This is a genomic window from Neobacillus sp. B24, from assembly GCF_055381825.1.
The window spans coordinates 4164696-4177861 of record NZ_AP035777.1 but is presented as its reverse complement, the minus strand read 5'-3'; the positions used below and the strand labels follow the sequence as shown (position 1 = coordinate 4177861).

Sequence of the window (13166 nt, the reverse complement as noted above, 5' to 3'; positions counted from 1 at the left end):
TCTGCACCTCGGAAAACAGATTCTTTCTTAGTACAAGCGTATTCAAGGCCGTCCTAAAGTAGAATTAAAATTTATAACTTTAGCAAAAGATATTTGGAAGAAAATTCCCTTCATGAAATATCGTGGGTTGTAGATAATATATAATTGAATATGAAAAGGGAGCGAGCCAGCTGTGGGTGATATTCTTGAAATCATATTGCGAACTGTCTTTTTATATATACTAATCCATTTTATTTTTCGAGTGATGGGCAAACGGGAGATTGGCGAATTAAGTGTACTCGATCTGGTTGTCTTTATTATGATTGGTGAATTGGCTGTGGTTGCTATTGAACGGCCAAACGTCCGAATTTTCCACGCAATCCTGCCAATGGTTATCTTAATGATTGTGCAAATCGTAATGGCACTTCTGTCTTTAAAAAGCAAAAGATTTCGTGATTTCGTAGATGGTAAGCCGAGCATCATTATTAACAGAGGGAAAGTCGATGAAGAAGCGATGCGAAAGCAGCGATATAATTTTGATGACTTGTTGACCCAATTGCGGGAAAAAGATATCCGTAGTATCGCTGATGTCGAATTTGCCATTTTGGAGTCCTCAGGAAGCTTATCCGTAATTGAAAAACAAAAAGCGGGAAACGAAGGAAAATCAGGGGACATTACGATTCCGTTGATTATGGACGGGACAATTGATGAGGGAAATTTACGAAGAATCAACAAAACAAACCTTTGGCTGCGCCAGGAACTAAAGAAAAGGGGCTATCGGGACATAAAAAAGATCTCGTTTTGCAGCTATGAAAATGGGAAGTTCTTTATCGACATAATGGATGAAGAATAAAAGACACGCTTTCATGCGTGTCTTTTTATGCAAACAGACTGCCAATCCAAGGGATGCGCTGCAGTTCTTCCCGTTTAATCAGACCAAATATCAGCAATAATACTAAATAGGAAATGCCCATACCGGTAAGGGAAGATATTGTTCGCAATGCCAAATGCTCGGTTATAAAAATATTTCCATACACCCAAAAACCAAACCACCCTGATGCTCCCATGGCGACAAAGCCTTTTACATAATCACGAATATATAAGGAAATAGCTACTTTTTTCAATACTGTGGCAAAATGCAGAATCGTCACTAAGACAAAACCGACGATAATCCCGAGCGCAGCACCGGTAATGCCGAATGTAGGCTGGGATGCCAGTAAGAAGATAACGGCTGTTTTAACAACCGCCCCAATCAGGCTATTAATCATCGCGGCTCTCGCCAAATTTAATGCTTGCAGAACGGCTTGGAGCGGACCTTGGTAGTAATATAACAAGAAGAATGGTGCCATAAGCTGAATGAAATACGAGCCTTTGTTGGAACCGTACATTAGTTCCATGAGCGGGTCAGCGAGTACATATAAGACGATAACCGCCAGTCCGCCTGTTAAAAATGTCCAGCGCAACGCCTGCTGCAGCCTGTATTCGATTAATTTATTGTTTCTCATTGAATTTGCTTCACTGATTGCAGGAACTAATGAAGTAGCCAGCGAAAAGGTGATAAAGGACGGGAGCATTAACAGCGGCATCGCATAACCGGTTAAAGCACCATATTGCTTTGTTGCATCCATTGCCAATACTCCGGCCAATGCCAGGCTGTGGGCCACAACAATCGGCTCAAAAAACCAGGCAACCGAGCCAATCATTCTACTGCCCATTGTCGGCAATGCTATACTCATTAAATCATTGAACGTCTTTTTCCCTTTTTGCACAAATTGAAAGAAATTTTTTCGCAGTTTAAAGCGTTTTTTCAATTTAAATGCTGTCAGCAGGTAAATGAGTGAAATCAGTTCGCCAATAACGGAGGCGACCATTGCTGCAGCTGCTGCGTATTCTACCCCATATGGAAGAAAGGCTTTTGTAGCGGATGCGATTAAGGTAATCCTCACTAGCTGCTCCAAAATCTGCGAAAATGCCGATGGCCGCATGTTTTGTCTCCCTTGAAAGTACCCTCTTAACACGGAAGAAACAGCGATGATTGGAACGGCTGGAATAATCGCCATTAACGGATAGAATGTTCTTTCATCAGTAAAAAGCGTTGTTGATAGAAGGGGGGCCAACAGAATTAATGCCGGTGTAAGAATAAGTGATAAGGTAATCGTTGTCGCAAGGGAAACAACAAGGATCTTCTTTATTTCCCCATAGTCTTTTTTCGCCTCAGCCTCGGCAATATTTTTCGATATAGCGACTGGGAGTCCGAGCTGCACAATGGTAACTAAGAGAATAAAGGTTGGGTATGCCATCATATATAAACCAACGCCTTCTTCGCCAATGCTTCGCGCGAGGACAATTCGATAAATGAAACCAAGGACTCTCGTAATGAAACCGGCAACTAATAGGATGAAAGTCCCTTTTAAAAACTTAGACATTCCACTTCCCACCTTCTCAAAATAGGTGTAATCATATACAATTAACTATATGCATCATGGTGGACAAAGCATGACAGGTTGTCTCTAGTTTTTGAGTTTTATTATTTTGGGAGAGTTTCTCCGAGGGGGAAGTTGGCATGGAAGATAGCCTAAGGATTGATGAATTTCGGACACAGGTTCAACCGGCAATCGCCAGTAAATTGGAAGAATTCCGTCTGCTTGGATATGATTCGGTTACGGAACAAGATTTTTGGGATTTTTTACTGAAGAAAAAGTGGCGAAAAGTAAAAGAGGAAATGAAGCTTTTTGAAATCATCCAGGATATCTTCTCGGTGAAAGTTAGCGATTATCTCAGCTTTGCGACAATAGAAGCCTATAAGACAGCTGAATTCTCATTTGAAGATGAAAATGAGTGGAAAGAGTTATTGAAATGATTTTTCATTTTTGCTAATAAACATAAAATTTTCCAAATTTTATGTTTAACGCATAAATTCAACTATGCCTCTGTCGTCGTCCTCACGGACTAGCCAGTCGGCAAGTTTTCATTTATTGTAAATTGACACTCTTTATGAGTTATTCCATAATGGTAGCAGTGACTTTTTTATTTTTTTGCAGCTTTTTGTAAAAGTGCCTTTGGCACGCGCGCTAAGGAGGAACAATACATAATGGTAAAACGCAGTCGAATTGTCGCCTTCCTGTTAATCCTAATATTACTAGGAAGCACAATGGGAGTAACAACAAATGGAATTTTAAAGAACATTAAGCTGGGTTTGGACTTGCAGGGGGGCTTTGAGGTTCTTTACGAGGTGCAGCCTGCGAAAAAGGGTCAGAAAATTGACAGTGATGTGATGGCCAGTACCGCCAAGGCACTCGATAAACGGATCAACGTCCTCGGTGTAAGTGAACCAAATATCCAGATTGAAGGAAAAAATCGGATTCGTGTTCAATTGGCTGGGGTTGAAGACCAAAACGAAGCACGGGAAATCTTATCCACACAAGCGAACCTTACCTTCCGCGATGCCAATGATAAACTGATGATGGACGGTACCGATTTGAAGGAAGGTGGAGCAAAGCAGACCTTTGATGAAAACGGGGCGCCAAGCGTTTCGCTGGCGTTAAAGAGTGCGGACAAGTTCCGTAAGGTCACCCAAGAAATTGTTAATATGAGACCAAATAATGTGCTGGTTATTTGGATGGACTTTGAAGAAGGTAAAGACTCCTTTAAATCCGAAATAGCGAAGGAAAAACCTAAATATTTATCGGCACCAAGTGTTAACCAAGTATTTAACCAAGATTCGGTTTCCATTGTCGGAAGCTTTACTGCAGAAGAAGCGCAAACTTTGGCTTCGCTATTAAACGCTGGTGCTCTCCCTGTTAAGCTGAAAGAGGTTTATTCAACTTCTGTTGGGGCTTCATTTGGTGAACAGGCTTTAAATGAAACGATTTTAGCGGGTCTTATTGGCATTGCCATCATATATCTTTTTATGCTGCTTTATTACCGTTTCCCAGGTTTTATCGCGACAGTGACACTATCCATTTATATTTACCTAGTGCTTCTTATTTTTGACTGGATGAATGGTGTGCTCACACTGCCGGGTATCGCCGCCCTCATCCTAGGGGTCGGTATGGCCGTCGATGCCAACATTATCACTTACGAACGGATTCGTGAGGAAATAAAGGTTGGAAAATCGATAAAGTCAGCCTTCCAAGCCGGAAGCAAAAACTCATTTTCTTCCATCCTTGATGCGAACTTGACAACCATTTTAGCAGCTGGAGTTCTGTTCTTCTATGGTACAAGCTCAGTCAAAGGGTTTGCGACCATGTTATTGGTGAGTATCGCGCTAAGCTTTTTAACTGCCGTATTCTTATCAAGACTATTACTTGGACTATGGGTCCACAGCGGCTTCTTAAATAAAAAGCCAGGCTGGTTTGCTGTAAAGAAATCAGCCATTCATGATATTAATGAGAACTTTGACACACTTGACCTTCCAACCCGTTGGGACAAGCTTGATTTTGTCAAACCGAGAAAATGGTTCTTTATCATTTCCGGCGTTTTATTGGGGCTCGGATTAGTTCTTCTGCTAATCTTCCGTTTGAATCTATCGATTGATTTTACAAAAGGTACAAGGATAGAAGTGTTATCTGATAAGCCTTTAACTACCCAAGTAGTGGAGCAGGCTTTAAATGACCATAACATTAAACCAGATGACATCGTAATTTCAGGTGATAACAAGGAAATTGCTTCGGCACGACTTAAGGATGTCCTGTCAAAGGATGAAATTGCCAAATTGAAGGCGGATTTCAAGAAGGAATTTGGTGCAGAACCGAATGTAAGCACTGTGTCACCAACTGTAGGGAAAGAGATTGCTAAAAACGCTGTTATTGCCTTAATTATTGCTTCAATCGGTATTGTGCTTTATGTCACCATTCGGTTTGAGTGGGCGATGGCGATTTCGGCAATTGCCTCATTACTGCATGATGCATTCTTTATGGTTGCCTTTTTCAGCATCACTCGGCTTGAGGTCGATTTAACGTTTATCGCTGCCGTCCTAACTATTGTTGGTTATTCGATTAATGACACGATTGTTACCTTTGACCGGATGCGTGAAAATATGCAGAAGAAGCGGCGCCTTAAAACAAATGCAGATATTGCTGAAGTCTTGAATGTAAGTATCAGACAAACATTATCACGTTCTGTTAATACAGTATTTACTGTTCTTGTTACCGTCATTGCCTTAATATTCTTCGGCAGTGAATCAATTCAAAATTTCTCTATTGCCATGTTGGTTGGCTTAATCACAGGTGTGTATTCCTCGATTTGTGTTGCCGGCCCTTTATGGTACGTGTTCAAGACTCGCGAATTAAAGAAAAAAGGTGTCATCAAAACCGTCAAAGAAAAACGAAAATATTCCGACCAACCACAAGTTTAGTCACTTGTATAAAAACCGCAGACACTACCTGCGGTTTTTATTTTTTTGACAAAATATCCATCATTGAAAGCCCATTACCACTCCTGTATAATAAGAAAGTCTAAAAGGGGTTGAAACTTGCATGTTAAAGTCAAAAACTAGATGGATTGTTCGTAAATCAGACCAGCAATTGGCGAAAGAACTGGAAAACGAATTAAAAATAACACCCTTTGTTGCATCGCTGCTTGTCAATCGTGGCTTTGATACCGTTGAGTCTGCACGGTATTTTTTATTTGCCAAAGACGATTTCCACGACCCTTTTTTATTAGAAGGAATGGATCTTGCAGTAAAACGAATACGTGAAGCAATTAATAATAAAGAACAAATCCTTATATTCGGAGATTATGATGCCGATGGTGTCAGCAGCACCACAGTAATGATGAAAACCCTGCTTGACCTCGGGGCAAATGTAAAGTTTTATATTCCCAATCGGTTTACAGAAGGTTATGGTCCAAATGAAACCGCCTTTCGAAGAGCAGTGGAGGCAGGGGTCAAACTGATTATTACGGTAGATACAGGAATTTCGGCAGTACATGAAGCGGCAGTGGCCAAAGAGCTCGGAGTCGACCTTATTATCACCGACCACCATGAGCCAGGGCCTGTATTGCCTGAGGCGCTAGCTATCATTCATCCTAAGCTCCCTGGTAGCCAATATCCGTTTCGCGATTTGGCAGGGGTGGGAGTTGCCTTTAAATTGGCTCATGCCCTATATGGGGAGCTTCCTGAGCATTTATTGGAGATTGCCGTCATCGGTACCATAGCTGACTTGGTCTCCTTAACTGGTGAGAACCGGTCGATTGCCAAAAAGGGACTTGAAAGATTGAAATCAACGAGTAACATCGGATTAAAGGCTATTTTAAAGGTAGCTGGTGTAGATGCGATGACAGTTAATGAGGAGACTGTTGGGTTTACTCTGGCACCAAGAATCAATGCAGTCGGCCGTCTGGAAGACGCGGAGATGGCTGTCAGGCTTCTTCTTACTGACGATCCAATCCACGCAGAAGAATTGGCACAGGAAATGGACGAGCTTAACAAATTGCGTCAATCAATTGTCAATAGTATTACAGAGGAAGCAATTACTGAAGTTGAAGCAAACTACAGTGAGTCTTCCAACAAAGTGCTCGTCATTGGCAGGGAAGGCTGGAATGCCGGTGTCATTGGAATCGTTGCTTCCCGCCTTGTAGAAAAATATTATCGTCCAACAATTGTTCTTAGCTATGATTCTGAAAAGGGACTTGCCAAGGGATCCGCCCGCAGCATTCCTGGGTTTGATTTGTTCCACAATTTATCTGCCTGCCGTGATATCTTGCCTCATTTTGGCGGGCATCCTGGGGCCGCGGGGATGACGTTAAGAATAGACGATGTTGCCGATTTAAGAGAACGATTGAATAGGCTTGCCTCTGAGAGTTTAACAGAGGAAGATTTTATTCCGGTTACCTATCTTGATGAGGAAGTTCATCTAAATGATATTAATCTAGCTTCATTAGAGGAAATGAATTTGCTTGCCCCTTTTGGAATGAACAATTCCAAGCCAAAGGTGGTAATCAACAATGTAGAGATTGCCGGTATTAAAAAAATTGGCAGTGACCAAAACCATCTGAAGATTTTACTAAATGAAAATGGTTCGAACTTGGATGGAGTAGGCTTCGGATTAGGCGGACTAGTGGATGAGATTTCTCCTGCTTCAAAAATTTCATTAATTGGAGAATTATCCGTTAATGAATGGAACAATATACGTAAACCGCAAATTTTTGTTCACGACATCGCTGTTTCCAACTGGCAGTTGTTTGATTATCGCGGCCAAAAGCGGCTTAGTGCCATTATGGATTCTGTTCCAGCGGAAAACAGGAAGGTCATTCTGTTTAATGTTGAACACTATGAAAAAGTCAGCCCGATGGTTAAGGAAGAGGCAATCCTGATTAGGTCCACCGAAGAGGCTGCCAGCTTCAAAGGTGAGCAAGCCAATCTTGTTCTTGCCGATTTCCCGCCATCAAAAGATATGTTAATACAGTTATTAAAAGGAAAACACCCGGCAAGAATTTATGCCTATTTTTACAAGGAATCAAGCGATTTCTTTAGCACTGTGCCAACCCGGGATCATTTTAAATGGTACTATGCTTTTCTGTTAAAAAAGGGCCCAGTTGATTTAAAACGGTATGGATCAGATATTGCAAAAGCGAGAGGCTGGTCACAGGAAACAATTAATTTTATGTCGAAGGTGTTTTATGAACTGGATTTTGTTACAATAAACAATGGATTTATTACATTAAACAGGTCGGCGCAAAAGCGCGATTTAACAGACTCAAGAACCTATCAATTAAAACAGGAACAATATGAACTGGAAAAGGATTTACTGTTCTCCTCGTTCCAACAATTGAAATCCTGGTTTGATACGTTGATTGAAGAGTCCGTTGAAATTGAGGAGGCTATTAAAGAATGGATTTAAAACAGTTTGTGGCAATTGTTCCCGATTATCCTAAGCAAGGTATTGTTTTCAAGGATATTACACCATTAATGAATGATGGCGAAGCCTATAAATATGCAACAGACCAGATTGTCGAATACGCAAAAGATAAAAACATTGATATAATTGTCGGCCCTGAGGCACGCGGGTTTATTATTGGCTGTCCGGTTTCTTACGCGCTCGGAATAGGTTTTGCCCCGGTGCGCAAGGAAGGGAAGCTTCCACGCGAAACAATTAAAGTTAGCTATGGTCTGGAATATGGAAGTGATGTACTTACGATTCATAAGGATGCCATTAAGCCGGGTCAGCGTGTGTTAATTACCGATGACTTATTAGCGACTGGCGGTACCATTAATGCTACAATTAAATTGGTAGAAGAGCTCGGCGGCGTTGTTGCTGGGATTGCCTTCCTAGTGGAGCTATCTTATTTGGAAGGCCGCAAAAAGCTTGAAGGATACGATATTTTAACATTAATGCACTATTAATAAGTTTTTTAGGGGCACTCGGAAACAGGAGTGCTCTCTTTATATAGTTTTAAAAAAGGTGTATTCCCTTGAAAAATCGACAATATTGATGATTTATTGCAGAAATGTGTCTATTTCTCTTTACATCTCGTCCATTTTTTTCGATAATAGTAACAATCATTCTAATTTAGTAACGATTTTTCATAGAATGAATTTATATATAAAATACCGACTCGTATTTTTCATTAAATATGAGCTGAAAAAATAAAGGTGATTTCATGGCGAATGATCAAGTGTTAACAGCCGACCAAGTCATCGACAAGACAAGAAAATATTTGAATGCCGAGCATGTTGAAATGGTTAGGAAAGCGTATGAATTTGCTAAACATGCTCATCGCGATCAATATCGAAAATCCGGCGAGCCCTATATCATTCATCCAATCCAGGTGGCAGGAATACTTGCAGACTTGGAAATGGATCCGGCAACGGTAGCCGCTGGTTTTCTTCACGACGTCGTTGAGGATACGAATATTACCTTAAAGGATATCGAATCCGCTTTTGATGACGAAGTGGCAATGCTTGTTGACGGGGTTACAAAGCTGGGGAAAATTAAATATAAATCTCATGAAGAGCAACAGGCTGAAAATCACCGGAAAATGTTTGTGGCCATGGCCCAGGATATCCGCGTTATTCTGATTAAGCTTGCCGACCGATTGCATAATATGCGGACACTCAAGCATCTTCCACTTGAGAAACAGCGGCGGATTTCAAATGAAACACTTGAAATTTTTGCCCCCTTGGCTCACCGCCTCGGGATTTCAAAGATTAAGTGGGAGTTGGAGGACACTGCGCTCAGATATCTTAATCCGCAGCAATACTATCGAATTGTCAATCTGATGAAAAAGAAGCGGGCAGAACGCGAGCAGTATCTTGACGATGTGATTGATGAAGTAAAAGCACGGATGGGCGAGGTTTCCATCAAGGCCGAGATTTCCGGACGTCCAAAGCATATATATAGCATATATCGAAAAATGGCGCTGCAAAACAAACAATTCAGCGAAATCTATGATTTGCTTGCTGTGCGGATTGTTGTCAATAGCATTAAAGACTGTTATGCGGTATTAGGAATCATCCACACATGCTGGAAGCCGATGCCTGGACGGTTTAAAGACTATATTGCTATGCCAAAGCCTAATATGTATCAATCGCTGCATACCACAGTCATCGGGCCAAAGGGCGACCCGCTAGAGGTACAGATTCGTACCGGTGAAATGCATCGGATTGCTGAATTCGGGATTGCCGCCCACTGGGCGTATAAAGAGGGAAAGGCAATCAACGACAGTTCAACCTTTGATCAAAAGCTGACATGGTTCAGGGAAATCCTTGAATTCCAAAACGATACCGCCAATGCGGAAGAGTTTATGGAATCATTAAAAATCGATTTGTTTTCCGATATGGTGTTTGTGTTTACGCCAAAAGGGGATGTCATTGAATTGCCATCCGGTTCAGTACCGATTGATTTTGCGTACCGAATTCACTCCGAAATCGGCAATAAGACGATTGGGGCCAAGGTGAACGGCAAAATGGTAACGCTGGATTATAAACTTAAAACCGGCGATATTATCGAGATTTTGACTTCCAAGCACTCTTATGGGCCTAGTCAGGATTGGTTAAAGCTTGCTCAAACATCACAGGCGAAAAACAAGATTCGTGCCTTCTTCAAGAAACAGCGACGCGAGGAAAATGTTGAAAAAGGCAAAGAATTGGTCGAAAAAGAAATTCGTAATATGGAGTTTGATATAAAGGAAATACTAACGCCTGATAACCTTAAAAAAGTTGCTGAGAAATTTAATTTTTCCAGCGAGGAGGATATGTATGCGGCTGTGGGTTACAACGGCGTCACTGCCCTGCAGGTAGCCAACCGTCTTACAGAAAAATGGCGCAAAAAACGCGACCAGGAGCAGTCGGCCAGCATAACCGATGCCATCACCGACTTAAAAGCCTTCCCGTCGGCTAAGAAACGTGAATCCGGCGTTAGGGTTCAAGGGATTGACAATCTATTAATCCGCCTGTCGAGATGCTGCAACCCGATTCCTGGAGATGAAATAGTCGGATATATAACGAAGGGCCGCGGAGTTTCAGTACACCGTGCCGACTGTACGAATATTGATTCTAACGATGCCCAGTCAAGATTGATTCAAGTCGAATGGGAATCGGCATTAAATGACCGCAAAGAATATAATGTCGATATTGAAATCAGCGGATATGACCGCCGCGGGCTGCTTAACGAAGTTCTGCAGGCTGTAAATGAAACCAAGACCAATATTTCTGCAGTATCCGGTAAGACAGACCGAAATAAAATGGCAACAATCAGTATGTCGATTGCCATTCATAACGTCAGCCATTTGCAAAAGGTTGTCGATCGAATTAAGCAGATTCCGGATATATATTCGGTGCGCCGAATAATGAACTAAGGAGTTTTAAGGATGCGAGTAGTCGTACAACGCAGTAAACAGGCAATTGTTACTGTCGGAGGAGAAATAAAGGGCCAAATCAATAAAGGACTTGTCCTGTTGGTTGGTGTTACCCATGATGATAAAGAAGAAGATGCCGCTTATCTTGCCGATAAAATTGCTAACTTGCGAATCTTTGAGGATGCCGATGAAAAGATGAACTTATCATTGTTGGATGTTGGCGGTGAAATCCTGTCCGTTTCTCAATTTACACTGTATGGGGACACCCGTAAAGGCAGGCGGCCAAGTTTCATTGGTGCGGCAAGGCCGGAATATGCCATCCAAATTTATGAGGCATTTAATAAGCTGCTTCGTGAAAAAGGAATTCATGTGGAAACCGGAGTTTTCGGGGCGATGATGGATGTCCAATTAATTAACGACGGTCCAGTGACGTTAATAGTAGAGAGTAAAGTATAATAAAGGCTTGGCACAATTTGGTGCCAAGCCTTTTATTCATTTCTTAACTTTCTTTGAAATATCTTGCCAGCCCTTCATACAACCCTGAGGCGGCGTTTTCCTGGAAGCTGCTGGTCCTTACCGTCATCTCCTCTTCAGGATTACTAACAAAACCAAGCTCCATTAGAACTGCTTTTTGGTTGTTCTCGCGAATCACATGGTAATCGCCGATTGCGATGCCGCGGCCATTTAGTCTTGTTTTTCCTGCAGCGGCTGTATAAAGAGTATCTGCCAGCTTTCTTTGATATACATGATAGTAATAGCCAGTCATGCCTCTGGCACTTCGGTCTTCATTGCTGTCGAAATGAAGGCTGATAAAAGCATCCGCATTTTTGGAATGCGCCATGCTTACCCTTGATGGCAGTGAAATAAACGTATCGCTATTGCGGGTCATATAAACATTGGCTCCGGCGGCTTTTAATTTATCATATAGTAATCTCGCAGTTCTTAAGGTTAGTTCTTTCTCTAATGTGCCGCTTGCTCCGGTTGTGCCGTTATCCCTGCCGCCGTGACCGGGGTCAAGGACAATACTTTTGTTTTTCAAATATCCTCCGGCACCTGATTTCTCGATCTGTGGTGCAGAACCATTTGTAGAAACAATCCATCCGGCAATATACCCGATGCTGCCATCTTTTAATTTTATTTCATACCAATCATTTTGCACTGAGTTTACCGAAAATGTTTCTCCTTCTTTGGCGCGCAGCACCACTTCCGATTGGGATGTAGGCTCCTTCCTAATATTTGTTCCATTTTGAAGGATGGTAACACTGCCCCCTGTTTCGGCCCTTTCCGTTGATTGATGCTTTGTGGCTGTTGTGGTCTGGTCCAGATACCATCCTGCAACCCAGCCATAATTACCAGATTGATATTCTATTTTCATCCAATTATTATTCTCTTCGAGTATGGAAAAACGCTGCCCTTTGGAAACCGTACTGACTACGTTTGAATTTGCCGCTGGATTGGCACGGACACTTAAGCTTGAAGCTGTTACGGTACCTTTTACATTGCTTGTTGTGTTCTTAGCGGTTGTCTTTCCTTTATCAGTCTTACTGTCAAGATACTTTGTACTGACCCAGCCTTTCACCTTTAGGTAGCTGACCTCTGTCCAGGTATCCTTTTTGGATAGGATTGTGATGCTTGTCCCTTTTGCCAACTTGCCTACGATCGTACCAGTTGTAGTAGGTTCCTTACGTATATTTAAAGTATCAACGTTCACCACTGCGGTACCTGTTTTAGAGGCAGCAGCAGAGGATGTGCTTTTTTCTTGGTTAACATTTGTAATGCTTATGTAAGCCTTCGAAACCCAGCCTTCACCAAATGAGGCTGAAATTTGGTACCAATTTTCATTACTGTCTAGGATGGTAACTTTTTGCCCCTTGCTTAGTGACCCCACAACCTGAAAGCTTGTCCCGGGACCGGAGCGAACCCGTAACTGACCTGTATTGGCTTCTGCCGTTGTCTTTTCTGAACTGGTGGCTGCCTTTACGGTTTTTTCCGTGTCTTTTGTAACCAGCCAATTTACCACCCAGCCTGATTTTCCAAGGGATAACTGGATTTGAATCCAATCTCCCTTTTCTTTTAGGATGGGATATTTTTCACCACGTTTTGCTTTTTTTGCTAAAGGATAGCTTAATCCGGGGCCGGAACGAACGTTAACGGTATCAGTGGAAATGATAATCGAACTACTTGCTGCCTGCATTTTTCCTTGTGGCAGGAAGGCTCCGAGTATGAGAATAAATGATAATAGCAGTAAACTAAACTTTTTTGTCATCGTGAACCCCCTTCTTCCTTCATTTTAACGCAAACGGCACTGAAAATCATTCCTAAATTACCATTTTTGGCCATGGAATTATAAAATTCGATGAACAAATGAAAGTTTTTGGTCCTAGTTGGAA

General features: G+C 41.9%; 9 protein-coding genes. 7 read left to right on the top strand and 2 right to left on the bottom strand.

Annotated elements, in window-relative coordinates; genetic code table 11:
- Window positions 1-172 precede the first annotated feature (172 nt).
- The gene (locus tag ACZ43M_RS20775) at window positions 173-832 is read left to right on the top strand and encodes a DUF421 domain-containing protein (protein WP_464504414.1); all 660 of its coding nucleotides are present in this window, start codon (window positions 173-175) and stop codon (window positions 830-832) included.
- A 25-nt stretch (window positions 833-857) separates the two neighbouring features.
- On the opposite strand, the gene spoVB is transcribed toward ACZ43M_RS20775, so the two are convergent.
- Entirely contained in the window at window positions 858-2405 is a 1548-nt protein-coding gene (gene spoVB, locus ACZ43M_RS20770) for a stage V sporulation protein B (RefSeq protein WP_464504413.1), read from the bottom strand.
- Window positions 2406-2542: 137 nt separating this feature from the next.
- Between spoVB and ACZ43M_RS20765 the strand changes: the two genes are divergently transcribed.
- The 6 genes from ACZ43M_RS20765 (at window position 2543) to dtd (ending at window position 11232) form a co-directional block, all read left to right on the top strand.
- On the top strand, window positions 2543-2839 hold the full coding sequence (locus ACZ43M_RS20765; RefSeq protein WP_464504412.1) for a post-transcriptional regulator: 297 nt from the start codon (window positions 2543-2545) through the stop codon (window positions 2837-2839).
- Window positions 2840-3070: 231 nt separating this feature from the next.
- Window positions 3071-5335: a protein translocase subunit SecDF gene (gene secDF, locus ACZ43M_RS20760; protein WP_464504411.1), complete on the top strand. Its 2265-nt coding sequence runs from the start codon at window positions 3071-3073 to the stop codon at window positions 5333-5335.
- A gap of 121 nt (window positions 5336-5456) precedes the next feature.
- Entirely contained in the window at window positions 5457-7820 is a 2364-nt protein-coding gene (gene recJ, locus ACZ43M_RS20755; protein WP_464504410.1) for a single-stranded-DNA-specific exonuclease RecJ, read from the top strand.
- Window positions 7811-8323: an adenine phosphoribosyltransferase gene (locus ACZ43M_RS20750; RefSeq protein ID WP_464504409.1), complete on the top strand. Its 513-nt coding sequence runs from the start codon at window positions 7811-7813 to the stop codon at window positions 8321-8323. The genes recJ and ACZ43M_RS20750 overlap by 10 nt, the downstream gene beginning before the upstream one ends.
- A 257-nt stretch (window positions 8324-8580) precedes the next feature.
- Window positions 8581-10776, top strand: a complete 2196-nt coding sequence (locus tag ACZ43M_RS20745) for a RelA/SpoT family protein (RefSeq protein ID WP_464504408.1) — start codon at window positions 8581-8583, stop codon at window positions 10774-10776.
- A gap of 12 nt (window positions 10777-10788) precedes the next feature.
- Window positions 10789-11232 (top strand): D-aminoacyl-tRNA deacylase, encoded by a 444-nt coding sequence (dtd, locus tag ACZ43M_RS20740; protein WP_464504406.1) that lies wholly within the window; start codon window positions 10789-10791, stop codon window positions 11230-11232.
- A 43-nt stretch (window positions 11233-11275) separates the two neighbouring features.
- On the opposite strand, the gene ACZ43M_RS20735 is transcribed toward dtd, so the two are convergent.
- Window positions 11276-13042 carry an SH3 domain-containing protein gene (locus tag ACZ43M_RS20735; protein WP_464504405.1) on the bottom strand — a complete coding sequence of 589 codons (1767 nt, stop codon included), beginning with the start codon at window positions 13040-13042 and terminating at the stop codon, window positions 11276-11278.
- Between the last annotated feature and the right edge of the window lie 124 nt (window positions 13043-13166).

What these genes read in the sequence shown, in the direction of transcription:
- spoVB (WP_464504413.1), bottom strand. Translation starts at nt 2,405, where the DNA reads ATGTCTAAGTTTTTAAAAGGGACTTTCATCCTATTAGTTGCCGGTTTC.
- ACZ43M_RS20765 (WP_464504412.1), top strand. Translation starts at nt 2,543, where the DNA reads ATGGAAGATAGCCTAAGGATTGATGAATTTCGGACACAGGTTCAACCG.
- secDF (WP_464504411.1), top strand. Translation starts at nt 3,071, where the DNA reads ATGGTAAAACGCAGTCGAATTGTCGCCTTCCTGTTAATCCTAATATTA.
- recJ (WP_464504410.1), top strand. Translation starts at nt 5,457, where the DNA reads ATGTTAAAGTCAAAAACTAGATGGATTGTTCGTAAATCAGACCAGCAA.
- ACZ43M_RS20750 (WP_464504409.1), top strand. Translation starts at nt 7,811, where the DNA reads ATGGATTTAAAACAGTTTGTGGCAATTGTTCCCGATTATCCTAAGCAA.
- ACZ43M_RS20745 (WP_464504408.1), top strand. Translation starts at nt 8,581, where the DNA reads ATGGCGAATGATCAAGTGTTAACAGCCGACCAAGTCATCGACAAGACA.
- dtd (WP_464504406.1), top strand. Translation starts at nt 10,789, where the DNA reads ATGCGAGTAGTCGTACAACGCAGTAAACAGGCAATTGTTACTGTCGGA.
- ACZ43M_RS20735 (WP_464504405.1), bottom strand. Translation starts at nt 13,042, where the DNA reads ATGACAAAAAAGTTTAGTTTACTGCTATTATCATTTATTCTCATACTC.